Origin of the sequence: uncultured Chitinophaga sp., assembly GCF_902168175.1 — a bacterium.
Lineage (GTDB): Bacteria > Bacteroidota > Bacteroidia > Chitinophagales > Chitinophagaceae > Chitinophaga.
Window position 1 is genome coordinate 228,800 of the sequence record NZ_CABHOU010000054.1, and the last position, 26,937, is coordinate 255,736.

Genomic DNA, 26,937 nt, shown 5'->3' on the forward strand with positions numbered 1-26,937 from the left:
GCTTTTTTTTGTATTTCAGAAAAAGCCGCTACATTTGCACACTCTAATGACGGGGGATTAGCTCAGTTGGTAGAGCGCTTGCATGGCATGCAAGAGGTCAGCGGTTCGACCCCGCTATCCTCCACTTGATAAAAAGCCACTTACAGGGAAAATGTAAGTGGCTTTTTTTATTTAGGTCTAACATCTTTTATCAGTTTCACTGAGTTTTTACGGTTTCAGTCGCATCTATCTCTCCCATTTTTTAGACTCCGGCTTTCGCAAAAAATGTGAAAGGCGAATCATTTTAACCGACTAACATAACTCAGCACTACGATTATACCACCGTATAATCGTAGTGCTAAAATACTTCCACAGCGTATAAAAACATAAAACGGAAGCTTCAGCATGTGTTTTATGTTCATTTAATTTTGAGTATTACGGGATAATGTGTAAGCTCAATCTTATTCGGCATCGCGCCAAAGCTTACCGGTTTTAATTCAACCACAAGGTATTTGCGATCATGACCTGGCACTGCTTCTAAACTGAATCAATTTTCGAAAATATATTTTTTCTAACAATAATGAGTAACACCCAAAGACCAAGTATAAGGGCCATTGCTGCAATAGGGGTTGCTGGTTGAACGGAAAATGGTTGGGCATAATAAAGAAAGACGATCAACCAGGTAAGGGCAATTCCAGCGAGTGCTTTGCCCAGCCATTGGTTGATCACCAGTTGCTGCGACAGTTTCCTTTTAGATTGTTCACGTATCAGTTCGTTGAGATGTGCGGAAAATTGGTCAGAAGTTTTGTTCAAGCCGTTTTCCTTCAAAATCATCCGGATGTTTGAATCACTATTGTCCTTTTTCATAACAAATCTTTTACTTCCGTATTTAGTAAATTTTTTAATGCTGCTTCGAGCTGTTTCCTGCCTCTGAGTAACCTCATTTTTATGGCAGATTTTTTTAGCCCCAATATTTCACTAATTTCTGAAATGCTTTTTTCGCCGATATAGAAATAAGAGATAACAAGATTGTCTTCTTCCGATAAGCTGTTGAGGGCTAACGCGACAAATTTTTCCCTTTCCCCCTTTTTTAACAGATCGTACCCGGTGTGGTCTGGTATGTCAAACGCATTATCGTCCAACGGGTTACCAAGTTCTGATAACTGTATTTTTTTGTGTTTGACTTTTGTAAGCGCGGTATTATAAACGATGCGGAACAGCCAGGTTGAGAATTTGGAAGCCCTTTTGAATTTCTCCAGTGAGGCAAAAGCTCTCAAAAAGGAATCCTGGACAACTTCTTCCGCGTCTTCTTTGTTCATGACAATGCGAAATGCAACGGTGTAGGCCAAATCTTTATAGGCATCCACCAGATATTCAAGACCAGCTCTTTCACCACGAATGGCTTGCTCCAAAAACGCATCTTCGCGATGATTTGTCTTCCTGAAAAGCATTTAATGTTTTAGAGTTTTCCGGTGGTAGAATCAATCCCCCCACAAAGACTTAGACTATTTTTTCAGAAAAGTGGTCACATTTTGTGACCACTTTTCTTTTTTACAAGTCATATCTAAAAAACAGTAACCATTCAATAACGAAACTATGGATGATACCACAGCCGACCTATTCCTTACCATGTCGATCACCTTCGGGTTTTTTGGAATATGTTATCACTATCTGATCATAAGATACAAAGAACGAACGGCTATTGTCGAAAAAGGACTGCCCAAAGACTTTTTTAAAGGCAGCACCAACTACCTGCCACTCTTATTATTGCTTGCTATTGTGAGCATCAGCATTGGTTTGGGGTTGCTGGCAGGGGCTTTTTTGGAATCGGTCGCTGCTTATCCATTCAAAGGTTTTATGCTGCCCTTTGCGATGCTGCTCTTTCTGGGCATCAGCTTGCTGATTTCTTATTATGTGCTCAGGAAATTGGATAAGAATAATAAAGCATAGCGCCATGATTTACAGTTACATCAAGACTTGTTTTAGGACCCTTCTGCGCCACAAGCTATTTACAATGATCAACATCATCGGGCTTTCGGTCAGCATGGCGGTAGGGCTCCTTGTGATCGCTTTTGTATTCGACCTGGCTTCCTACGATGATTTTCACGAGAACAATGACAAGATTTACCGTGTCTTTACCACCTTTCAACAAAAAGGTCAAAAGCCAGTGAATTATGCTTCCGCTTCCATAGCAGCAGGCAGGAGAATCCGTGAAACAGTAAGCGGCATTGACCATGTAACCATCCTTCGTCCAGGGTTTGGGGGGAATATTTCAGCAGGTGAAAAGATAGTAACCTTAAACGGCCTGTTTGCTGACGAATCCTTCTTTAATATATTTACTTTCCCGCTTCTGCAGGGCGATCCGGCCACTGCCTTGAAACAGCCGTACACTTTGGTGTTGACTGAAAAAGCATCAAATAAGCTATTTGGTAGCGCGAATGCATTGGGCAGGTATGTAAAAGTGGATTCCAATAATTACGTAGTTACCGGTATCATGAAAGATATACCCAAGCTTTCGCACTTAAGATTTGAAGCCCTGGCCTCATTTGCATCGGCTGAAAAGTCACGGGACCCGGACTTTTTAAGTTGGGGAAGTATCTATCAAAACTATGTTTATATGTCCGTTGCTGAAAAAAGTGATCTTCGGACGATCCAATCCAGCCTGAATGGCATTGGCCGTGCAGGTAACCTGACCATGAATGCGGGACAGATTTCGCTGGGGGTTCAGCAGCTGAAACAAATTGTTTTTAACAGCAGCGGCATCAGTGTCACCAATGAATTGGGGCCGGTAATGAATACGCTGGCGATCTGGGTATTGATCGGGCTGGCAGTGCTGGTCATGCTGTCGGCCTGCTTTAATTACACCAACCTGTCCATCGCCCGTTCCCTCAGGCGTACCCGGGAAGTCGGTGTCCGGAAGATGAGCGGCGCACTAACCCGGCATGTTATTGCGCAGTTTTTAGTTGAGTCGGTGATCATTTCGCTGCTCTCGCTCATATTTGCATTTCTGCTGTTTCTGCTGTTGCGCAGGGAGTTTCTCGCGCTGGATTTTTCCATCGAAAACATGGTTTCCTTAAAGCTTTCTCCCCTCGTGTCGTTGGGGTTCGTTTCACTGGGCATTTTTGTAGGCGTCCTTGCGGGAATCACACCGGCTATCTTTTTTTCAAGGATTGATCTGGCAACGGTGTTGAAAACTTCTTCTTCCCTGAGGTTGTTCAGCTATATTAATCCGCGAAAAGCCTTGATTGTGAGCCAATATACGCTCTCGATTATCTTTATCGCCACAACGATCATCGGTTACGGGCAATACAGGAATTTTGTCGACTTCGATCTTGGTTTCAATACCAAAGACAAACTCAATATCAAACTTCAGGGCAACAATGCGGACTTATTGATAAAGGAACTGTCGGAATTGCCACAGGTGAGCAGTCTTTCGCAATCCATGTTGGTCATGGGCCTGGGCAACATTTATACCGGGCAGGTGAAACATAAAAGTTCAAGCGATTCTACAATGGTGTGGATGAATTTTATTGACAGTAAGTACCTTAAAATGCATGGTCACACCTTACTGGCTGGACGGGATTTTACTCCCAGATCAGACCAGGCGGAGGAAAGTGAAATCATTGTGACCCGGCAGCTTCTGCAAAAATTTGATATGGACGAAAAAGACCCTGGCAAAGCCCTTGGCGAGGTGTTGAACATCGAAGGAAAGAAACTGGCCATCATTGGTGTCATTAAGGATTTCCACTACGAAACAATAGAAGATCAGGTTGAACCCGTGATCCTTCGTAATATCACCAGGGGCGCCGGCGGTTACCTCACTGCTAAAATCGTGACCGAAGACTGGCCACAGACACTCGATGCCATAGAAAACGCGTGGCAAAAAGTCGATAAGACCCATCCTTTGGAGGCGACACTTTACGAGGATCAGATAGAGAAAGTGTACAGTCCATTTTCCATGATGATCAAAATTATTGGGTTTCTGGCATTCCTGACTGTGTGCATTGCTTCTCTGGGACTGTTCGGAATGGTTGTATTTACGACCCAAACAAGATTAAAGGAAATCAGTATCCGGAAAGTGCTTGGGGCCAGCGAAGGTAGCCTGATCCTTTTGCTAAGCAGAAACTTTCTTGTTATGCTGCTGCTGGCAGCACTGATCGCACTTCCGGTTACGTATTTTTTCTTTGATAAAATCGTCCTGGTAAATTTCGCCTATCACCAAGCGGTCAGCGTTGGCGAGCTGCTGATCAGTCTATCCCTTGTTGTCGTCCTGGCATTTGCCATGATTGGTTCACAAACCTTTAAAACGGCCCGTACGAACCCTTCCAAAGTTTTGAAAGCAGATTAGAAGGAGGTTGGGAGATTGAGAACGATGTCTACCTTACCATGCCTAGGCCAACTTGCTGTTGATTTATCCTCCACGAAAGTTGAAAGAGTCTCTGTGAAACAGAGGCGCTTTTTTTATAATACCCATCCCCCCATAATTCATCCATCACAATACATAGATTCCCCCTTCTTTCCTAACACAGGATTCGCCACCTTTGCTGTACATCATAAAGCAATCAGGCATGACCGCAGCAGTTTTTCATTCAGGCGAGCAACAGGTTCAGCGCCAGACCGGTGAAGCGCATATTGCTGATTCCCTTAAAGACCTTATTTCCCCTGAAGTGCACAGGGGGGCTATCAACTTTATCGAAAATCAGCCAATGGTAATCGTGGGCAGCAGGAATGCGGCCGGTGAGCTTTGGGCGTCCCTGCTGACAGGGCATCCTGGTTTTACGGAAGTGACGGAGTCTGACACGATATTGTTTGATACCCGGCTAATTACCAGTAATGAGACGGATGTTTTCTTTTCAAATATCAGTCAGCACAGCCAGATCGGCTGCCTGTTTATAGAATTTAGTTCGAGGAAACGATTACGTGCTAATGGTATTTGTAAATTTAACGATCCACTGATCGAAATCAGCATACAGCAGTTTTATCCCAATTGCCCCAAATACATACAGCGGAGGGTTATGTCCCTACCTGAATATTTCACGAAGGTGAAATCTGTTGTTACAGAAGGAACGGGCATTACAGCGGCCGCCCTCGACTGGATAAAAGATGCTGATACGTTGTTTGTGGCAAGCACCGCCGCCGACGGGAGTATGGACGCTTCGCACCGCGGAGGTAACAAGGGTTTTGTCCAGATCATTGACAATAACGTGCTGAAGATACCTGATTACCCGGGCAACAGTATGTTCAATACATTCGGCAATATCGCCCAGGATCCCAATGTAGGCTTACTGTTCATCGATTTTGAACAGAGACGAACGTTACAATTAACGGGTACGGCCAGTTTAATGTTTGATCAAAAGACGGAGGACGACCTGTTCAGGACAAAAGGGACCGGGCGTTATTGGCTTTTCGAAACGTCGCGGTGGCTGCACACGATCGATCATCATGATGTGCAATGGCAGTTTTTAGGATATTCTCCCTATAATCCTTAAACAAACTTCTTATTGGGTAATTTGCTGTACCAAATCAAATGAGCCATGAACGATGTGCAGCAAACATACGAACACTATATGCAGCAATGCATTGCCCTCGCCGAAACAGCATTGCAACACGGCGATCCACCTGTAGGCGCACTGATCGTATTCGACGGTCAGGTTATTGGTACTGGCATTGAATCGGGAAAGTCAACCAACGATATCACCAATCATGCAGAAATCCTTGCTATAAAAGATGCCATTAAAAACGGTCACCAGGAAAAGCTGCATCTCGCGCAAATGTTTACCACTCATGAACCTTGCCTGATGTGTTCTTACGTTATCAGGCACCATCGGATACCGGATATCATTTATGGTGTGCCGGTAGCGCATGTGGGCGGGGCGACTTCCTCATTCGGGATACTCACCACAGAGGACGTGCCCAGGTGGGGCAAAAAGCCCACTATTACAGTCGGAATATTTGCGGAAGCCTGCGAAGTGCTTAATGAGCGGTTCCGGGCTAAGCTTTAAACAGCCCATCTGCCGAACCATAAAATTGTCAATATTTACCATGAATTTCCCTGATTGCCGGCGGTGAAAAGTAAGCGGCAATTGTGGGATATGAGTATCTTTAACCCATAATGCCTGCCCACCCCGAAGATTAATGATGATGCCTTTTCAAAGTACATAAGCCGTGAGCATGAGGGCAGGAGTTACTGTTGGAAATTAAGCCGCCATGAGAGTACTGTTATTTTGCTTCCTGCTCGGCTGTTTTTACCTGTCGGCCAATGCCCAATCACCAGACCTTGCCGGGTTGATGAAAGGGATGCCCGCCAATTATCAATATCAGCCGGGCGATACACTGCTGGCCGACCAACTGCTGGTGCAGGCAAGCCGCTGCGTATATAAACCGGGAGAACTGACAGCCGATCTGGATTCTGCAGCGGTGATGGTACGCCACGCACGCAGGGTTTGCCTGGCGCTTAATTATACGCGGGCACTACAGACCTTGCGCCAGCTCGACCTCGCTGTCACGAGCGAATCGGGAAACTTCCTTGGATTAAAGAAGTTCCTGGAGGATGCCAGCCTGCATGAAAAGATTGATTTGTTGAAACGCGTGTCGTTCGGCTACAGTACTCAAATGAAACTTCATGGAGACAGTGCTTTGCGATATGCATATATGGTGCAACAGCTGGGACATGACAATAACCTTCCCGCAGTGGCGGCCGATGCAGCGTTTTATATTGGTCTTGGCTTTTATGCAAAAGGTGATGTCCCTAATTTCAAAGCGCAATACCTGAAGTTGCTCGCTTTTCACCGCGAGAACAATGACCTTCAGTCAGAACGATTTACATGGCGTTTTCTAAACTACTATCAAACATCGGCCGATACATTGTATCCAACGAAGTTAGAGTCGGTTACGCAGGCGGTCGCGATAGGTCGTAAACTTGGTTTTTCGCCTGATTTTGTAAGAGACTTGTATGAACTTGGATTTGAGCTTTATCAAAAGGGGCGTTTAAATGAAGCAGAAGAATTGCTGCTGGAAGCCAAAGCGAAGTACCAATCAATCCCTGATTTACCAAGGCAATATATTTCGGACCTTCTTGGCAAAATTTATATCTCACGCGGACATGCAGGCCAGGCTTTACATTATGCGTATGTTGCTATGGACGAGGTCCTAAAAACGGAGAAAGATCCGTTTCAAAGGGATGTCCGCCGTGTAAATCTCGCAGAAGTTCTTTTTTATTTTGGGAAAGAAAAACAGGCTTTCGATGCTTTGAACGACCTTGAGTATGACAGCCCTCCCGAAAATTCCAACAACTGGTTTTACATAGCCACGCACGCATCGATCCTTAATTACAGAAAGGGGCCCAGGGCTGCAATAGCATATATGGAGGACCGTACCGCACATGCTACGAACATGACGGTATATCATAAAGTAGTATCAAAGCGGTGTCTGGGACAATACTATATGGCCATTGGGGAAACAGAAAAGGCCCTTGGATTTTTGCTGGAGGCGGCCGGTTTGATTCCCCAGTTGATAACAGCTTCGGCAGACATGCAATCTCAGGTGTACATTTTGCTGGCGCAGATATATATGAAGAAGAAGGCGTACGACGATGCAGAATCGTGTATCAGCAGGGCCTCACAGGCAGCTATTCCTGTAGTGCCGTTGTACCGGAAGATGCATTTGGAGAGCATGTGGTTTCAACTCGATAGTGCAAAGGGCCGGTACGTTTCTGCTCTCAGGCATCAGCTGGCCAACAAGATACTTAGCGACAGTGTATTTAACCTGGTGAAAACCGGTCAGATGGAAGAACTGAGTATTCGACATGAAACAGTTCAGCAAAAAGCGGCGCTGGATCAACGAGCGCGGGAAATAGTATGGTTAACGGACAAGGTCAGGCTGGAGGATGCCCTGCTGGCAGAGGCCAGGCAAACAGCAGCGCAACGCGACAGCATACAATTACAACATATTACGGCCGCAGTTATTCAATCAAAACAACGTGGCGATTCTTTAAGATATGCCAATGCGACCTATCGCTTACTGAATAAAAAATGGGTTTTGCAGAAGAAACTGATTGCCGAAACACAACAGGCCAGAAACCTCATTATAGCGGGTGCTGTACTGGTTGCCTTGCTGCTCCTGCTAATTTATAATCGCTATCGTCTCAAACAACGCACGAACCGGCAAATGCAGCTACAGCAGAACGAAATCCAAAGTAAAAACGACTCGCTCGAAAAGCTGGTAACTGAAAAAGAATGGCTGCTGAAAGAAGTACATCACCGCGTTAAAAATAACCTGCAGGTAGTTACAAGCCTGCTTAACATCCAATCGCACTATCTCCATGATAATGCCGCTGTATTGGCTATTCAGGACAGCCAGCGGCGCGTGAACGCCATTTCCCTTATCCATAAAAAGCTGCACCAGTCCGATAATGCGGCCAGGGTGGATATGCAACATTATATACAAGACCTTGTAACCGGTTTGCGGGATTACGCAGATGATCATCGTAACATTCGCTTCGTTACGAACATAGCGCCGTTGCAACTCGATATTAAAAAAGCGTTGCCCATAGGATTAATCCTGAATGAAGCAGTTACCAATGCGTATAAATATGCATTTGAAAACAAAGGAACGATTACCATCACCCTTTCAGAGGTGAATGAAGGTAGCCTTGAACTTAGTATCGGCGATGATGGGAAGGGGTTTGCTGTAGAAGATCTTACGGGCAGACCGCCCTCGCTGGGCATGAGTCTTATCAGGGGATTAGTTAATGATATGGATGGTGTGTTTCATATCGAAAGTAATAACGGAACACGAATAACAGTTCGCTTTCCGGCGGAGGGGGCATTGGCGAAGGAGTTTGTTAGATAATGGAACGTTAATCGCGTTTTCTTGCCAGTACAAATGCAGCAACGCTTAACAACAGTGTAAGCGGCGTAAATATTAGCTGTTCCCATTTGTTTTGGGAGAAAAGATTGCCAATGGTAATCAGTAGGAAAACAGCAGACATAAACCATAATGTAGCAGTAGTAAGCTTAGCGGGACCCTTAATCGAATAAGGCCCTGTCTTATCAGCACAATGAACAGGAAAATACTGTTTATGAGGATAGATATGGCTTCGAATCTGTACATCTCCTGCGGCGATTGCAGTCGCCCGCCCCAAACCATGGTATAAGGCACAATGCCAGATATCACCAACAGGTGAAATACCAGCGTCAGGGTAAATATGATGATCATCATCCATCCCGATATATTTTTCATGTTAGCCGTTACCATATATTAGATGTTGCCGATGCATGGCTACGGAATTTATTCGATGATGCAGCGTCCCTTTGCGTGATTCTTACATGTCGCATTTCCCCCGCACGCTCGATTTTAGTGTGATAAAACGCCTTTCTGGTGCAATACAGCAGCATATTCCAATAAAGTCTATAAAAATACTAGACTATTTGATATTTGTTGTTATATTTGTCCACCAGAATGGTAGACTAATAAGGTGCGGCCAGCTTGGATATTCCCTTATGCGCTTAGGTCCACCATCCTAAACGGGCCTTGGCATTAAACCTTAAACTTAAAAATTTCAGTTATTTATGCGAACATCATTACTCACTGCATTGCTTGTATTGCTGTCTGTAGCCGGGGCAGTGGCGCAAAGCACAATTAAAGGCGCCATTAAAGACAATAAGGGCAACGTTGTACCTGGTGCTACTGTTTTACTACAAAGTTCCACCAACCACGCTATAAGCGATGAAAAAGGTGAGTTTGCCATTGTTACCTACAAGCCATTCCCTGTAACCCTTCGCGTTAGTTATGTGGGATTTAAAACCCAGGAAGTGTTGATTGCTGCGGCACCGGAGGCTCCGGTGAACGTTATCTTACAACAGGAAGTATTGTCGGAAGTAGTAATTACCTCCCGTCGTCGTACAGAAACTGCGCAGGACGTACCCATCCCGATTACGGTGATCGGTGGCGCTGCTGTTGCAGATGCCGGGGCCTTTAACGTAAACAGGTTAAAGGAGCTAGTGCCCACGGTACAGCTATATTCTTCCAATCCACGTAACACTACGTTGAACGTACGTGGTCTTGGATCTACTTTCGGCCTTACCAATGATGGTATTGACCCTGGTGTAGGTTTTTATGTAGATGGCGTTTACTTCGCCCGGCCTGCTGCTACCACACTCGACTTTATTGATATTGAGCAAATAGAGGTGCTGCGTGGTCCTCAGGGTACCCTGTTCGGTAAAAACACCACCGCCGGTGCCTTTAACATTACCACCGCCGCGCCCAGCTTTAAACCAGGCGCCAGCTTCGAGGCCAGCTATGGTAACTTCGGTTACGTGCAGGCCAAAGTAGCCGTTACTGGTCCCCTGAGCAAAAAGATCGCGGGCAGGATATCGTTTTCCGGTACGCAGCGCGACGGTTTGATAGAAAACGTTGCCACTGGCAGGCAGGTAAATGATATTAATAACCTCGGCGGTCGCGCCCAGCTGCTATATACACCGACCGATCGTGTAAAGATCACGCTTGCCGGCGATGCATCCCGCCAACGCCCTGATGGTTACGCGCAGGTAGTAGCCGGAGTGGTAACTACACAAAGAGCAGCCTATCGCCAGTTTAATGCGATCATTGCTGATCTGAACTATCAGCTTCCCAGCCTTAATGCGTTCGACAGGAAGGTGGACCACAATACCACCTGGAAGTCGGGCAACGATCTTGGCGGTGTTTCTCTTAATGTAGATGCCAAGATTGGTGCAGGTACGCTTACGTCCACCACTGCATGGCGTTACTGGAACTGGGACCCTTCCAATGACCGTGACTTCACCGGTTTATCGGTATTGCAGCTGTCGCAGGCAACTTCTAAACACAAGCAATGGACGCAGGAATTACGTTACGCAGGTAAACTGTCTGATAAATTAAGCGGCGTACTGGGCGTTTTTGTAATCGGGCAAGACCTTAAAACAGACCCCGTGCATATCGAAGAATCGGGCGATGCACAATGGCGCTTCTCACAAAGTACAACCAGCGAATTATGGAAAACGGAAGGGCTGTTTGATGGCTACGGCATTAAAACCAAATCGCGCCTGAAATCATTTGGTGCAGCGGTATTTGGTCAATTAGACTGGGAAGTGGTAAAAGGCTTACATGTATTGCCCGGCCTCCGTTACAACTACGATAAAAAAGATGTGGACTACGACCGCCAGACCTACGGCGGACTCGAAACCACGGATCCTGCTTTGCTCGCACTTAAAAACCTGGTGTACAGTAACCAGGCATTTGCCACAGAAGTGAGCGAGAGCAACGTGTCCGGACAAATTACCATTGCTTACAAAGCTTCCAGAAAAATAAATGCTTTTGCCACTTACTCCAAAAGCTACAAACCTGTAGGTGTAAACCTCGGTGGTTTACCAACCGCCAGTGGTAAAGTGCTGATAGAACTGGCAGAAGTGAAGCCGGAAGATGTTAGCCATTGGGAAGTAGGTGTAAAAACCAGCCCGGGCAAAAATGCTACTGTGAACCTGGTATATCATCATACCGAAATTAAAGACTACCAAACGCAGGTGCAAACGGCAGAAGTGGGCGTAAACCGTGGTTACCTGGCTAATGCTGAAAAAGTAAGAGTGCAGGGCCTTGAACTGGATGCAAACATCAGGTTTAACAGGCATGTATCCCTGTACGGTGCTTTAGCATACACCGACGGGAAATATGTGTCGTTCAAAAACGCACCAGTACCTTTGGAAGAAACAGGCGCCGCATCAGCCTTTAAAGATATTTCCGGCGGTAAACTACCGGGCATTTCTGAGTGGGCAGGTTCTCTTGGCGGCGAATTAGTAACTGGAACCAAACGTTTCCTGGGTCAGGGTGGTAACTTTTTCCTGGCGCTGGATGGTTATTATCGTTCCGATTTTTCATCGAGCTCTTCGCCATCTAAATACCTGAACATCGACGGTTATGCTTTGTTGAATGGCAGGGCCGGTTTCCGTGCGGCCAACGGTTTGTCTGTATTCGTTTGGGGACGTAACTTACTCAATACAGATTACTACGAACAGTTGTTGCCTGCCGCAGGTAACGCAGGCCAGTATGCAGCCGTACTGGGCGACCAGCGTACTTATGGCGTTACGCTACGCTACGTACTTAACAATTGATAAACCTATATAAGTAAAAAGCGCCTTCGTATTATAAACGTAGGCGCTTTCTTTATTCATGCACTTTCGCGCGGAAAGTACGACCGGCTTAAAAGCACCGGCATATTCGCCCATTTTTGAACAGATACACCGCATGGGTAATAGTTCCGGGATAATAGAGAAGTAAATAGGTATGAACTAGTCTTCTAAAACTTCCTCCTTTACAAAGAAGCGCCCGATCACCTGTTCTAGTTTTTCTATTGTAAGCGGCTTGCTAAGAAAACCTTTAATGTCGTTTATGCTGTTTGCTTTTCGCTCATCATCAGGATTAAGACTGGTGGTAAGCATTGCAATTACGATCTGTGCCTTTTGTTCGTCCGACAGTTTATTATATTCTTCCAGGAACTCCCAGCCATTCATGGCCGGCATATTGATGTCCAGGAAAACAATACCGGGTTGTACTCTGTTGGTTTGGCCAGCAAATTTGCCCGTGGATGTTAAATATTCCAGGGCTTCCTGCCCGTTAGTAACCACCTGGACATGTACGTCCAGCTGGGCTTTTTTGATGATGATGGAATTAATGAAATTAGTTGCATGGTCATCATCAACGAGTAAGATGCACTCGAGTCCGTCAATCTTTCGCATTTCAAGTTCGGTTTAGTCTATTATAGTGAAGTAGAATGTGCTGCCCACGCCAGGTTGCGAGGTAAGCCAAATTCTTCCTTTATGTAATGCTATAATTTTTTTACAGTGTGCCAGTCCTATGCCCGATCCTTCGTATTGCTGGCGGTTATGCAGGCGTTGGAAAATCACAAATACCTTTTCCTGGTGCGATGGTTCAATACCAATACCGTTGTCTTTCACCGCGAACTGCCATCCTCCTGCAATTACTTCCGCACTTATGTAGATCTCGGGCGGCACGTCTTTTTTCGCAAACTTGATCGCATTAAGCACCAGGTTCTGGAAAAGCACTTTTAGTTCCGATTCATAAGCCGTTAATACCGGCATGGCTGTGTAATAGATCTGTGCCCCACGCTCCTGTATCACCAGGTCAAGATCGTCGCAAACGAGTTTCAAAAGCGCACCAGTATCTACCTGTTTCATGTTCACATTGCGGCCAAGACGGCTGTAATCCAGTATATCTTTTATCAGTTGCCGCATACGGGCCGCTGCATCGTGTATAAACTTAAAACTGCTGCGCACATTTTCATCATGGTGGTCCAGGAATGTGTCGGATAGTAATTCGATCAGGCTGGTGATGGTGCGCAACGGTTCCTGCAGGTCGTGGGAAGTGATGTAGGTAAGTTCTTCCAGTTCCCTGTTTTTGGAACGCAGTATTTCATTATAATTTTTCAGGGCGTCCTCACCTTTCTTTTTGTCGGTAAGGTCGCGGGTTACTTTGGTGTAACCAATGATCTGCCCTATTTCATTATGAAGCGCAGTAATCGTAACATTTGCCCAAAAACGTTCTCCCCCGTTTTTCATGCGCCAGCCTTCGTCGTGGGCCTTTCCTTTGTCGCGGGCGGTATTAAGTAAAGTGCCCGCTTTATCGATCTCCTGGTCTTCCGGCGTATAGAAGGTGTTAAAATGCCGTCCTATTACTTCGCTGGACGGATACCCTTTAATTCGTTCAGCACCGATGTTCCAGTTCGAAATAAAACCCTGTGGATCGAGGCGTATAATGGCGTAGTCCTCCACTTCCGCGGTCATGCTGAACTGTAGTTCCTCCGCCCTCCGAAGTCGCTCCTGTGCTTCCTTTTTTTCATTAAGGTTGCGCGAAATAAGTACGAAACCGGCGAGATCACCTTCCTTCAACACCGGGGTAAGCAGCAGGTGCGACCAGGCAGGTATCCCGTTTTTAATCAGTACCCATCCTTCGTAACTGGCTTTGCCCAGTTGCCAGGCTTGCGCCATCAGGCGTTCATGCAATCGCTCCTTACGGTTTTCAGGTGTATGTAAAATACTATAGTTCCAGCCCGTTATTTCGGCAGCTTTATATCCTGTAAATGTTTCACCGCCCTTGTTCCAGGTTTGAATTACACCCTCCGCACTCAGCATACAAATGAGGTAATCATCCACCTCGGACAGGAGCTCACTAAAATTGTAGTCACTCGGCATAGCAAAAAAGAGATATTGGAACGCATTACTAGTATAGGCTCTCCAACGATTTGGCAATAGTCAGGCTGTGTCTGTCCCGTTTGATTTTAAATAGGCAGGAAAACAAAAGATGGATAATTGTTGATACATACGTTCTTGTATTGTATCCAGATTCTCATTACGGCAAATTTATATAAAATAATCGGTTTGAATGTGAGGATGCCGAACAAAGAGCGGACAGAGGCGTTTGCTGCCGCATGGCCATAGTTTATCGCCAATGTTAACAAATTATGATAACCTCGTGGAAAACGTTAAATTGGGCCGTTCAACCTAACCGGGAGATCTATATGCACATTATTCAACATCCAAACCTGCGCCACGTAATATGAAGAGAGTTTCCCTTAAAGATGTGGCCAAAATGGCCGGCGTTTCTAAGTCTACCGCATCTTTCGTACTCAACGGAAAGGCTAAAACTATGCGTATCAGTGAGGCGCTGGCTGAAAAAGTGATGGCAGTAGCCGAAAAGGCTGGTTATCAGCCACATCAGTTGGCTGTAAGCTTGCGTACAGGCCAATCCAAGATACTGGGCCTCATCGTTGAAAGTATTTCCGGCAGCTTTTTCGCCGCACTGGCTAAAATTATTGAGGATGAAGCCGAGGTATATGGTTACAAGGTAGTGTATTGCAGTACCGAGAATAACGCATTGAAAGGCAGGGAGTTAATAAGGATGCTGTCGCAACGTCATGTAGATGGGTTCCTTATTACCCCCACTATTGGCATGGAAAAAGACATTAAGAAGCTGGTTTCCCTGGAAAAGCCGGTAGTGCTGATGGATAGCTATTTCCCCGAGGTCGAATCTTCTTATGTGCTTACCGACAATGGTAATGGCGTAAAGCAGGGGATGGACCATTTCTTTAAGAAAGGATATAAAAAGATAGGATTTGTAACGGTAGATATAGACCTGGCGCAGATGAACGACCGCCTGGAGGCCTATCATGAGTCGCTGGCCGACCATGGCGTGCGGTCCAACAAGAAGCTGGTACTCCGCCTGCCATACAATGGCGACAAAGCAGATTCCATCAACCAAATCAACGCGTTCCTGAAAAATACCCCCGGATTGGACGCGGTGTTTTTTGCAACAAACTACCTGGGCATCCTGGGGGTTGAGAGCATAACCTCCCTGGGAATGAGGATTCCACAGGATATTGCCATGATCTGTTTCGATGATCATGACCTGTTCCGTCTCTATCCTCCCGGCATTTCCGCCATCCAGCAGCCCATAGAGGGGATCGCTAAAACTGCGATTAAGCTGCTGATGCAGCAGATGGACAAAGATCGGAGCGGGGCGCTTTTTAACCAGGTAGAGCTGGAACCCACCCTTATAGAACGCGGATCAGTCTAGACCACCAAGAAATTTATTTTGCCCAGGGATTTTGATTAGTTAAAATAAATTCTAATTTTACCTGGCGGAAATCCGGTATTTTGTATAGTGAGTAAGATAAAGTGAACTCAGAAGATGTGAAGAAAAACATCTTTTTTTAGATAGATAAGCTAAACCGGTTTTGCGAAACCGGTTAACATGACCTAAGCCAGCGAAATACAGTCGCAAAAACTAACAGTGAAACAAGAGAGTATTTGTCCGGGTGCAATTTAGAAAATGAAACTTGGTGTAAACAAACGCACGGACGCAATGAACAACAATAAGCGGAAGGACTAATTCTTCCGCTTATTTTCCGGAAAATCGCTAAATCGTTTTATATGTTCTGGAGCAGTGATGTATGACAGGAAGAAACGACATCGGGTACAAGCATGGAATAAGATAGTTATCTACTTTTTCAGTAGCAACAAATTAACGTGACAGCACACCTTTTTCAATTAACACAACTACTACGCAGCGTCATTGAAAGTATTAACAGTGGCCTGTTTACATAAAGATCGTTTTTTTATTGTTCACTATTCATTTAAAACAATAAAGGGCCTTTCAAGGCCCTTTTTCATTTCCTGTAACGGCAGCAATACGTTGCAGATATTACACAGTTTTTCCTGCTAAAAATAAAACCTGCTACTAGATCAATTGGATGGCCTGAAATTTGTTGAGTAACAACAATTCTAAAACCGAAGCGTGCGTACAGTCAATGATAAATGTAGAGATCAAAAAAAACTGTAGTTAGTTGTATTCCTTTGTGCTGGCTGGTTTAGAAGCAATGAAAGTAATTATTTGAAAAAAAGTAAACACCGTAACGCAAATAAATTCTATTTTTATCAAGACAATTTATTTTAACGATACTATTGTTGGAACGGAAACCGAATACACGCTGATAACAAACCATGTTCGTGAGAGAAAGACTTTTGTTAAATGAGAAACTAAACATCAGGGGACCATACTATTTACTTCCCAAAATTTAAAACAAACACTTCAGAAGATTCTACAGGATCTTTTTTTTAGCCAGTATAGCAAAACCGATTTAGCTATATAGTCCTGTAATCCGCTGTCACAGAGTGTTTAATCCGATTTTAACTCATTTTACGCCGCGCCACAACGCAGGTGCGGACTTATATTTTCTTAACCTGTAAAACAACTAGAAAAACCAGTGATAATGTAGTAAGTAAGAAAGACCAGAAACGCACGCACATTTTAAGGAACATATCTTTTTGGACCGGTTATGCAAAACACTTGCACGACCCGGACGATCCATGCCTGTTAAGATTTGGAGCGGTCGCCGGTGCAAAAGAATTTTCAACATTCTAAATCATTTAAAAACATGGAGAAGAAATCCACGCTTCTTATGCGGGTGGCATTACAGAGCTTTCTGTTGATGCTGTTATCCTTTCACGTTTTCGCGCAAAACAGGCAGGTTACCGGTAAGGTAACAGACGCCAAAGATGGTTCGCCACTTCCGGGTGTAACCGTACAAATAAAAGGAACTACCGCTGGAGGTCAAACTGGCCCGGATGGGTCGTTTAAGCTGGAAGCGCCGCCCACGGCCACTACGCTTATCTTTTCAATAATCGGCTATGAAAATAAGGAAGTAGCCATTACCGGAGAGCCGCTGAATGTGAAACTCGGTGCCTCGGTAAAAGCATTGAAAGATGTGGTGGTAATCGGTTATGGAACCCAGAAGCAGGCAGAAGTTACTTCCTCTGTAGCCACGGTAAAACCGGAAGACTTTAACCAGGGCGGCTCACGTAATCCGCTTGATCTTGTACAGGGTAAAGTGGCAGGTTTGAGCATTACGCGTGCTGGTGGTAATAACCCAAACGGTAGTGTGTCGGTGCAGCTTCGTGGTGCAAGTACACTCGTAGCAGGTTTACAGCCACTTATTGTAATCGATGGTGTGCCCGGGGGCAACCTCGATCTCATTCAGCAGGACGATATCGCATCGTTTGATGTGCTGAAAGATGGTTCCGCTGCTGCTATTTACGGTACGCGGGCCAGTAATGGTGTGATCCTCATCACTACTAAAAGAGGTAAAGCGGGCGAGCCTACCTATTCTTATTCAACCTACCTGCAACGTGATGCCGTAGCGCAAAAGCCGAACATGCTGAGCGCAGAACAGTACCTGAAACTGCCCGGCACTACGGATCTTGGTGGCAGAATAAAAATGTATGACCTGTTGCTCGATGAAGATAACCTGAGCCAGTACCATAACTTCTCCGCCTCTGGCGGTACAGCCAACAGCAACTACCGCGCCTCGCTATATTACAACGACCAAAACGGCATCTCTATCCAAAATAGCCGCAGACAATATGGTGGCCGCGTAAATGTGAACCAAACGGGTTTACAGGGAAAACTGACGATGCAGATGAACGTTGCCGCGAACCTCAATAAAGCTAACCTGCTGGGTGGCAGCGCAGGCGACTTTGAACAGGCCGTACAGCGTAACCCTACAGCGCCTATTTTCAATGAGGATGGCAGCTACCTGGAAACAAACGCATTTAATAACTACAACCCGCTTGCCAGGCTCACGCAGGAAATTTCACAAAGAGATCAGCAAACATTTTCGGGCGATGTGAAGTTTACACTCGATCTGTATAAAGGTTTGAAATTATCCGCATCGGGCGCTATCATCCGCAACAGTTGGAACGATCGTGCTTACCGGTATAAGGACTCCCGCTCGTCGCAGGTGGATTATAACGGCGGTGGTTATGCATCTAAATCAAATCAACTGGACTTTAATAAAACTTTTGAGAGTGTGCTCGATTATAGCACGACCATCGCGGAAGATCACAGCTTTACGGCGCTCGCGGGTTACAGCTATCAGTACTTCACTACCGAAGGTTTTAACGTAAATAATAATGGTTTCCTTACCGATGCGTTCCTTGACTGGAACCTCGGTGCAGGTAATGCAATTACTAACAACGCGCTTAAACGTCCGGGCATTGGGTCTATTAAGGAGGATAACACACTGGTGGCCTTTTTCGGCAGGTTAAGTTATTCTTATAAACAAAAGTACCTGGCGCAGGTGGTGGTGCGCCGCGAAGGTTCGTCCCGCTTTGGTGCTAACCACAAATGGGGTACATTTCCCGCTGCTTCGGTAGGTTGGGTGCTTACAAAAGAAGACTTCCTGGCTAACAACAATACGATCAACAACCTGAAACTGCGTTTAGGTTACGGTGTTACCGGTCGCCAGGATGGTGTGGCCAACTATGGCTCCCTCATCACGCTTAGTACAGGTGGTCAATACCTGCAGGATGGCACCTGGACACAAACATATGGTCCTTCCGTTAACCCCAACCCCGATCTGAAATGGGAGCAGAAGAAAGAATGGAACTTAGGTATTGATTACGGCTTCCTTAATAACAGGATTACAGGGTCACTCGATTTGTACAATCGCAAAACCGTTGACCTGCTTGCACAATACAGAGCCCAACAGCCGCCTTACATCCACGACCAGTTGTTTACCAACGTAGGTGCTATTTCTAATAGAGGTATTGAACTGGTAGTAAGCGCTACACCGGTGGCTACCAAAGACTTTACCTGGAGCACTGATGTTACTTTTACTTACCAGACCGGTAAACTGGAATCACTGTCCAACTCACAGTTTAAAGCTACTTATTTCGAATACGGATCACTGCCTTCCCCGGGTGCCCTGGGTAATGCTATTCGTGTAGAAGAAGGTCAGCCACTCGGTAACTTCTACGGCAAACGTTTTGCAGGCTTCGATTCGGACAGCTCCTGGCTGTTCTATGATAAAGATGGTAACAAAGTTGGTGCAGATCAGATTACGGCCGAAGACTATTCTGTAATTGGTAATGGTATTCCTAAATTCCTGGCGTCGTGGAGTAATACGGTGAAGTATAAAAACTTCGACCTCACGCTGTTCTTCCGTGGTAAGTTTGACTACCAGATACTGAACCTGCAGGACCTGTACTTTGGTAACCTTAAATGGCTGCCGAACAACGTACTCGAAAGCGCCATCGGTAAAAACGGCGGTCTGAAAGATGATCCTCAGTATTCTGATTATTACCTCGAGAAAGGTGGTTTCGTAAAACTGGATAACATTACACTGGGCTACAACTTCAAACTCAAAACCAAGTACATCACTAACCTCCGCCTGTACGCTTCGGGCCGTAACGTAGCCACTATGACCAAATACAGCGGCCTCGATCCCGAGCTGGAAGATAATGGTTTGACCACCAGTATAGACAACCGCGGATTTTATCCACGCACAAGATCTTACACAGTGGGATTGAATATCGGATTCTAACAATTAAAGAGAACTACGTATGAAGAAGCTATTTATATTTGGTTGTATAGCTGCAGCAACAGGCCTCGCCGCCTGTACAAACCTCGATGAAAACCTGTACAGCCGCATCAACGCAGATAATTTTTACCATAACCGCAGCGAGGTGTTAGCGGCGGTAACAAGACCTTTTACGCATGCCAACGCATGGGCCGCACCTACCGGACAAAACGGTTACTGGCGTTTGAGCGAACTATCGGCCGATCAGTTGGCCTGGCCGCAGAAAGGTCGCCACGGTTACGATGGTGGCGACTGGATCCGCCTGCACCACCATGCCTGGGTGCCGCTGGAAGGTACGATAGAAAACGCCTGGAGGCTGATGTACTCTGGCATGGGTTTCTGTAACAATACCCTCAAAGACTTGTCGGCACAAGACTTTACAAAGATAGGTATGACCGAAGCAGAGAAAGGTACATTGCTGGCAGAAACAAAAGTGTTGCGCGCCTGGCATTACCTGAAACTGATGGACCTGTTCGGCAAACTGCCTGTTTCCACAGAACCCAACGTGAACTTTAATCCTGTTTCACAGGAAAGGCCCGAAGTATTTGCCTTCATCGAAAAAGAGATACTCGATAACTATGATTCACTGGAAGTACTGCGCCCCGAAATGGTAGGTCGTGTTACCAAAGCCACGGCCCTTTCCATGCTCGCTGAAATGTATATCAATGCTGAAGTATGGACAGGTACTAAACGTTACGACGACTGTATCGCTGTGTGCAACCGTATCATAGCCGGCGAAGGTGGCGCTCTAAGCGGAAGCGCACCTAAACTGGAGGCGGATATCTATAAACCATTCAACAATACAAACCATCTTTCTACTGAAAACCTTTTTCAGATTGCATATGATTTAAGGGCAGGCGACTTTAACTTCGGCTGGAATGGCGACTTCTGGCACTACCGCCAACGACAGATTTACAACGTAGATCGCGACGGTAACAATGGTATAGTTGTCATTCCAACGGCCTACGATGCCTTTGAGGACAAAGACCTGCGCAAAACCGGCTGGATGCTGATTGGCCCGCAGTTAAACAAAGCTACCGGCGCGCCGGTACAGGGCACTGAGGAATATAACGGCAAACCACTGGTGTTCGTAAAAGAGATCAGGCGCAATTCCGAAGGAGAAACAGGAGAAGGTGGTATGACGAGAGGAGAGGAGAACAGCGGTGCGCGTTTCGCGAAATATGTGCCGGGTGATGTAACAGATGAAGTGAACTACTGGGGTAACGACTTTGTACTGTACCGCCTCGCCGACATCTACCTCTGGAAAGCCGAAGCGATTATGCGCAACAATGGCAACACCGCTAATGCCGAAGCTGTAACACTGGTAAACGATGTACGAAAACGCGCGTTTGCTGTAGAAGACTGGGCTACGGAAGCTTACGATGCAGGTACACTTACTTTGGATGAGCTATTGGCAGAACGGGGAAGAGAGTTTATCTTTGAAGGGAAGCGCCGCCAGGACCTTATCCGTTTTGGCAAGTTTACCACCAACACCTGGTGGGATCACCCGGCCTCTACGGATGCCAAATGGAACCTCTTCCCGATCCCACAGAATCAAAGAGCGCTCAATCCAAACCTGGGGCAGAACACCGGGTACGGACAATAAGTAAATGAATGAACGAAAATAAAAAAACACCGCGCGCCGGGGCCTCGTGCCATGGCCGCGGTGTTATCTGTTTTTAACCAAACAAAGAGAAAACAACTAGTATGAAAAAATTCGGATGGCTGCTCTTATCAATGGGTGTTATGAGTGCGCAAGCCCAGGAAGTGACTAAAGTAACAGACCCGGTTGAATGGATCAATCCCTTAATGGGCACAGATTCTAAACCATCGCTCTCTAACGGGAATACCTACCCGGTAATTGCTTTGCCATGGGGTATGAACTTCTGGACACCCCAAACCAATACCATGGGTAACGGGTGGACGTACCAATACTCGGCCGATAAGATCCGTGGGTTTAAACAAACGCACCAACCGTCGCCCTGGATGAACGACTATGGCCAGTTTGCCATTATGCCGGTTACAGGTAAAATGAATTTTGATGAAGATGCCAGGGCCAGTTGGTTCTCTCACAAAGCAGAAGTAGCCAAACCCTACTACTATAGCGTGTACCTCGCCGATGCCGATGTAACAACGGAAATTACACCCACGGAAAGGGCGGCCCGTTTCCGCTTTACCTATCCCGCTACCGACAGTGCTTTCATTGTGGTAGATGCGTATAACAGAGGCTCGTACATTAAAGTAATTCCCTCCGAAAATAAGATCATTGGCTACACCACCCGTAATAGCGGCGGTGTTCCCGCGAACTTCAAGAACTTTTTCGTTATCTATTCCGATAAACCTTTTGCCCTGTCCAAAACCTGGAACGGTAAAAGAATTGCGGGTGATACACTGGAACTGAAGGCCGATCACGCGGGTGCTATCGTTGGTTTTAAAACGAAGAAAGGCGAACAGGTAAACCTGAAAGTGGCGTCTTCTTTCATCAGTTTTGAACAGGCGGAATTAAACCTGAAACAGGAACTTGCGGCGGCTAACTTCGAAGCTACCAAACAGGCTGCCAAAGCTGCCTGGAACAAAGAGCTGAGCCGCCTCGCGGTAGAAGGGGGCACTATCGACCAGGTGCGTACTTTCTACTCCTGCCTTTACCGCACACTCCAGTTCCCGCGTAAATTCTACGAAATAGACGCCGCTGGCAAAGTGATGCACTACAGTCCGTACAACGGCCAGGTATTGCCTGGTTATATGTTCACCGATACGGGCTTTTGGGATACCTTCCGTGCCCTGTTCCCGTTCCTGACACTCATGTACCCGGAGCTGAACAGTCACATGATGGAAGGGCTCGCAAACGGGTATAAAGAGGGTGGCTGGTTGCCCGAATGGGCCAGCCCCGGTTTACGCAACGTAATGATCGGCTCTAACAGTGCCGCCGTTATTGCCGATTCTTACCTCAAGGGCATCCGAGGTTACGATATCAACACGCTGTACGAAGCCATCTTAAAAAACACCGAAAATGAAGGCCCGCTTACTGCAGTTGGCCGTAAAGGTGTTAAATACTACAACGAACTGGGTTATGTGCCTTACGATGTTAAGATCAACGAAAACGCTGCCCGTACGCTTGAATATTCGTTCGACGATTTCACGATTTACCAGCTTGCAATTGCGCTGAAACGCCCTGCAGAAGAAATAGAGCGCTTTAAAAAACGTAGTCAGAACTGGAAAAACCTGTTCGACCCGGAAACTAAACTGATGCGAGGTAAAAATGCGGACGGTAAGTTCCAGACGCCTTTCAATCCCTTCAAATGGGGCGATGCATTTACCGAAGGTAACAGCTGGCACTATACGTGGAGCGTGTTCCAGGACATTGCCGGTTTGTCGGAAAAAATGGGCGGTAAAGCAGGTTTCGCGCAAATGCTGGACTCTGTGTTCAATATGCCGCCAGTGTTCGATGAAAGCTACTATGGTGGTGTAATTCACGAGATCCGCGAAATGCAGATCATGAACATGGGCCAGTACGCTCACGGTAACCAGCCTATCCAGCACATGCTGTACCTGTATAATTACGCCGGCCAGCCCTGGAAATCGCAATACTGGATCCGCGAGTCAATGAACAAATTGTACCGCGCTACCCCCGACGGTTACTGCGGCGACGAAGATAATGGTCAAACTTCGGCCTGGTACGTGTTTTCGGCTATGGGTTTTTATCCCGTAACGCCCGGCACCCAGCAATATGTACTCGGCACGCCATTGTTCAAAAAACTAACGGTAACTTTACAGGACGGTAAGAAATTTATCATCAACGCCCCCAATAATAGTGAAACCAACTTTTATGTGCAGGCTGCCACTTTAAACGGAAAGGCGTATGATAAAAACTGGATAAACCACACCGACATCCAAAAAGGCGGTAATCTCGACCTGAAAATGGCTAATACGCCGAATAAACAAAAAGGGACTTCAGAGGCGGCTTATCCATATTCTTTTTCTACCTTTACCATCCGAAAGTAAAAACTCATTATAGTCCCGGCAGATAAGGCCGGAACGCAAAGTTGTTCTTCTTGGAACATAGATCACAATAAACATTCTGAAGCCTCCTGTCTAGGAGGCTTCGTTTATTTTCAGCCAACTTTGCATCATTGTACTTTTCAGGGATATTAAGTGTAAGTACTTTTAATTTGGGGACCAGCGGAAGGAACTACATTCAGCCGCCGTTGTGTCACTCCCTTCAGTTTTCGTAATACTACCCGGCGATTTTTAGGCAATATTGTACCGTACCCGCTTTATTACCTTACCACCGTTCCTCTCTACAGATCTTATGCAACCCGCTACCATAGCGCATTCTTCTATCGAAGGTATATCGATCCTATATCCATCCTATAATAGCCGCCTGCACCAGCAAGGGTTTCAGCCGAAACGGATATAGGATCGATAAAGGATCGATATAGGATGGGTATACAACGGGAGGAGGTGTTATGATGTTATTTTAACGGCGGGAAATGAGAAAGCCCGCCCCTTAGCGGGACGGGCTGTGTGGGCTTTAAAAAGTATGGTTTTTACAGAAATAGTTGCTTGTTGGGCTTACCACTCATATAGAAGGTAAGTTTGCCGCCGTTCATAATATCGCTGTGGGTGATGCTGGCTTTGGTAAGCACTTTACCGTTCAGTTCCACCTTTTGTACGTATACGTTTTTGTCGCTCTGGTTCTTAGCTTCCACCGTAAAGGTTTTACCATTTTCCAGTTGTACGGTGGCGCCATCTATCGCCGGGCTGCCCAGCGAGTATTCGTCGGAGCCGGGCGCTATTGGATAAAAGCCGAGTGTGGTAAAAATGTACCAGGCACTCATCTGTCCGCAGTCGTCGTTGCCGCCCAGGCCATCCGGGGTGGGACGGTACATCTTTTTCAATATCATTCGTACGCGCTCCTGGGTTTTCCAGGGTTCGGTCGTATAGTTGTAGAGGTAAGCCGTGTGGTGCGAAGGTTCGTTACCGTGTACATAGTTGCCAATAATGCCATCGCGGGTAATATCTTCTGTTTCGGCAAAAAACTCGTCGGGCAGGTGCATGGTAAACAGCGAATCGAGGTGGATGGCGAATTGTTTTTTACCACCCATGAGCGCTATCATCTCGGCCGGGTATTGCGGAACGTACAGGCTGTAATTCCAGGCATTGCCTTCAATAAAACCCTGGCCGTGGGTTTTAAGTGCATCGAAGTCTTTCCGGAAAGTGCCGTCGCTCAGGCGGGGGCGCATAAAGCCGGTGGAAGCATCGTACACGTTACGCCAGTAACCACTGCGTTTAATGAATTCTTCGTAAATAGCCGTTTTGCCCAGCTTTTTGGCCATTTGTGCAATGGCCCAGTCGTCGTAGGCATACTCCAGGGTTTTAGACACCGAGGAGCCGTTTTTATCTTCAGGAACATAGCCCATTTGCATGTAGTATTCCAGTCCGTCGTATTTTTTGTAACGGGCGGTGGCCACGCAGGCGTCCAGCGCTTTATTGGCGTCGAAAGGCGCATTACCTTTTACCACGGCGTCGGCAATTACCGATACGCTGTGATAACCGATCATACACCAGTTTTCGTTGGCATAGTGCGACCATACCGGCAGCATTTTCTGCACGCTCTGGTCAAAATGCGCCATCATTGACTGTACCATATCGGCATTACGTTTGGGCTGCACTACGTTGAAGAACGGGTGCAGGGCACGATAAGTGTCCCAAAGGGAGAAGGTGGTGTAATTGGTAAACCCGTTCGCTTTATGCACGTTCATATCCAACCCGCGGTAGCTGCCATCGGCATCCATGTAAGTAGTGGGGCCGAGGAAGGTGTGATATACTGCGGTATAAAAGTTTTGTTTCTCAGCCTGGTTATTGGTGCGGATGGTGATTTTGCTGAGTTCTTTTTCCCAAAGCTCCTGCGCATCAGCCTTCGCCTTTTCAAAATCCCAGTGAGGTATTTCCGCCTGCATGTTAGCCATGGCACCTTCCTGGCTTACAGGTGAAATAGCAAATTTGATCTTCACCTTTTCCCCTTCCTGCGTATCGAAATTAAACCAGGCACGTAATTGCCTGCCCGCCATTTCAGGGAAGTTTTTGGTAACGTCGAACTTGCGCCAGAAGCCGCGGTACACATCGCTGGTATAACTGCGGTGGCCGTATTCCTTAATAGGTTTGGAAAAGGTCATGGCGAAATACACGGTGCGCGTACGGGCCCAGCCGTTCGTTTGGCGAAAGCCGGTAATCAGCGTATCGTTTACAACGCGAACGTACGTCCATACATTTTTGTTCTCATAGTTATAAATGCCCGCCATAAAGTCGAGGATGATGTGGGCATCATTCGATTTGTGAAAGGTGTATTGATGGAAACCTACGCGGTTGCTGGCAGTGAGTTCGGCCTGTATATCATGGTCGTCGAGCTTTACTTTGTAGTAACCGGGCTGCGCTACCTCATTGGCGTGCGAAAAGGCAGAACGGTAGCCGCTTTTAGGATCGCTGGCAGTGCCCGGGTTTAACTGCAGGGCACCGGTGGTGGGCATGATCAGGAAATCGCCGAGGTCGGAGTGGCCCGTACCGCTAAAGTGCGTATGACTAAAACCGGTAATAGTTTTATCGTCGTACTGGTAACCGGCGCAATAGCGGTATACATCCGGATTATACTTCCCGTCCATTTCGTAAGGGATCGTATCTGTGTCCGGGCTCAATTGTATGGCACCAAAAGGTACGGTGGCACCCGGGTAAACGTGGCCCATCTTCTGGGTACCAATAATCGGGTTTACGTAAGAAACCAGCTTTTCGCCCGTTTGCGCATTCGCCGAATAAGTAGCTGCCTGTGTCAGGAGCAGTAAGCAGAAAAGTTGTTTTCTCATGCTGGCAGTAGATTTTAACAAAAAAGGGTATTTTTTTAATAAGGTTGATTTAGCTGTTGCTGCCCTCTAAGTTAAACCGGTTTAGCATCAATAGCAATAAGGGTTTCATTTTTTTTATTTTGGAGCCCCCGGAAGCAAAATAGTACAGCGGGGAGGTTA

At 46.4% G+C, this 26,937-nt stretch carries 15 protein-coding genes, 1 tRNA gene and 1 pseudogene; 11 read left to right on the forward strand and 6 right to left on the reverse strand.

All coding sequences use genetic code 11. From position 1 onward, the window contains the following. The first annotated feature begins 51 nt into the window (after positions 1-51). Positions 52-124, forward strand: a tRNA-Ala gene (locus tag QZT80_RS11615). Positions 125-516: 392 nt separating this feature from the next. Here QZT80_RS11615 and QZT80_RS11620 read toward each other — a convergent pair. Both QZT80_RS11620 and QZT80_RS11625 read right to left on the reverse strand, forming a co-directional pair. Beyond that, entirely contained in the window at positions 517-846 is a 330-nt protein-coding gene (locus QZT80_RS11620) for a hypothetical protein (protein ID WP_295121906.1), read from the reverse strand. Then, the gene (locus QZT80_RS11625) at positions 843-1,430 is read right to left on the reverse strand and encodes an RNA polymerase sigma factor (protein ID WP_295121908.1); all 588 of its coding nucleotides are present in this window, start codon (positions 1,428-1,430) and stop codon (positions 843-845) included. The genes QZT80_RS11620 and QZT80_RS11625 overlap by 4 nt, the downstream gene beginning before the upstream one ends. A gap of 178 nt (positions 1,431-1,608) precedes the next feature. Here QZT80_RS11625 and QZT80_RS11630 point away from each other — a divergent pair, with 178 nt between their 5' ends. The 5 genes from QZT80_RS11630 to QZT80_RS11650 all read left to right on the forward strand — a co-directional run bounded on the left by QZT80_RS11630 (position 1,609) and on the right by QZT80_RS11650 (position 8,829). Further along, positions 1,609-1,929, forward strand: a complete 321-nt coding sequence (locus QZT80_RS11630) for a hypothetical protein (protein WP_295121909.1) — start codon at positions 1,609-1,611, stop codon at positions 1,927-1,929. Between the two features lie 64 nt (positions 1,930-1,993). Further along, positions 1,994-4,327, forward strand: coding sequence for an ABC transporter permease (locus QZT80_RS11635; protein ID WP_295121911.1), 2,334 nt, complete (start codon positions 1,994-1,996; stop codon positions 4,325-4,327). Positions 4,328-4,547: 220 nt separating this feature from the next. Next, positions 4,548-5,468, forward strand: coding sequence for a pyridoxamine 5'-phosphate oxidase family protein (locus QZT80_RS11640; RefSeq protein ID WP_295121913.1), 921 nt, complete (start codon positions 4,548-4,550; stop codon positions 5,466-5,468). Positions 5,469-5,513: 45 nt separating this feature from the next. Beyond that, positions 5,514-5,981 (forward strand): nucleoside deaminase, encoded by a 468-nt coding sequence (locus QZT80_RS11645; RefSeq protein ID WP_295121915.1) that lies wholly within the window; start codon positions 5,514-5,516, stop codon positions 5,979-5,981. A 205-nt stretch (positions 5,982-6,186) separates the two neighbouring features. Then, the gene (locus tag QZT80_RS11650) at positions 6,187-8,829 is read left to right on the forward strand and encodes a histidine kinase dimerization/phosphoacceptor domain -containing protein (protein WP_295121917.1); all 2,643 of its coding nucleotides are present in this window, start codon (positions 6,187-6,189) and stop codon (positions 8,827-8,829) included. Between the two features lie 7 nt (positions 8,830-8,836). Here the strand turns inward: QZT80_RS11650 and QZT80_RS11655 are convergent, their stop codons facing one another. Further along, positions 8,837-9,202 (reverse strand): hypothetical protein, encoded by a 366-nt coding sequence (locus tag QZT80_RS11655; protein WP_295121919.1) that lies wholly within the window; start codon positions 9,200-9,202, stop codon positions 8,837-8,839. A gap of 346 nt (positions 9,203-9,548) precedes the next feature. On the opposite strand from QZT80_RS11655, the gene QZT80_RS11660 reads away from it, so the two are divergent. Continuing rightward, entirely contained in the window at positions 9,549-12,101 is a 2,553-nt protein-coding gene (locus tag QZT80_RS11660) for a TonB-dependent receptor (RefSeq protein WP_295121921.1), read from the forward strand. Between the two features lie 177 nt (positions 12,102-12,278). Here the strand turns inward: QZT80_RS11660 and QZT80_RS11665 are convergent, their stop codons facing one another. Both QZT80_RS11665 and QZT80_RS11670 read right to left on the reverse strand, forming a co-directional pair. Next, positions 12,279-12,725, reverse strand: a complete 447-nt coding sequence (locus tag QZT80_RS11665) for a response regulator (protein WP_295121923.1) — start codon at positions 12,723-12,725, stop codon at positions 12,279-12,281. A gap of 12 nt (positions 12,726-12,737) precedes the next feature. Further along, positions 12,738-14,198 (reverse strand): PAS domain S-box protein, encoded by a 1,461-nt coding sequence (locus QZT80_RS11670; protein WP_295121925.1) that lies wholly within the window; start codon positions 14,196-14,198, stop codon positions 12,738-12,740. A gap of 364 nt (positions 14,199-14,562) precedes the next feature. Between QZT80_RS11670 and QZT80_RS11675 the strand changes: the two genes are divergently transcribed. The 4 genes and pseudogenes from QZT80_RS11675 to QZT80_RS11690 form a co-directional block, all read left to right on the forward strand. Further along, on the forward strand, positions 14,563-15,579 hold the full coding sequence (locus tag QZT80_RS11675; protein WP_295121926.1) for a LacI family DNA-binding transcriptional regulator: 1,017 nt from the start codon (positions 14,563-14,565) through the stop codon (positions 15,577-15,579). A 1,360-nt stretch (positions 15,580-16,939) separates the two neighbouring features. Continuing rightward, a complete protein-coding gene (locus QZT80_RS11680) occupies positions 16,940-19,885 on the forward strand; it encodes a SusC/RagA family TonB-linked outer membrane protein (protein WP_295121928.1) in 2,946 nt (981 codons plus the stop codon). Positions 19,886-19,904: 19 nt separating this feature from the next. Then, complete coding sequence (locus QZT80_RS11685; protein WP_295121930.1) at positions 19,905-21,527, forward strand: RagB/SusD family nutrient uptake outer membrane protein; 1,623 nt, start codon at positions 19,905-19,907, stop codon at positions 21,525-21,527. A gap of 95 nt (positions 21,528-21,622) precedes the next feature. Beyond that, positions 21,623-23,923, forward strand: a pseudogene (locus QZT80_RS11690) (GH92 family glycosyl hydrolase); the annotation flags it as partial. 545 nt (positions 23,924-24,468) lie between these two features. Here QZT80_RS11690 and QZT80_RS11695 read toward each other — a convergent pair. Further along, positions 24,469-26,778 (reverse strand): GH92 family glycosyl hydrolase, encoded by a 2,310-nt coding sequence (locus QZT80_RS11695; RefSeq protein WP_295121932.1) that lies wholly within the window; start codon positions 26,776-26,778, stop codon positions 24,469-24,471. Positions 26,779-26,937 lie beyond the last annotated feature (159 nt).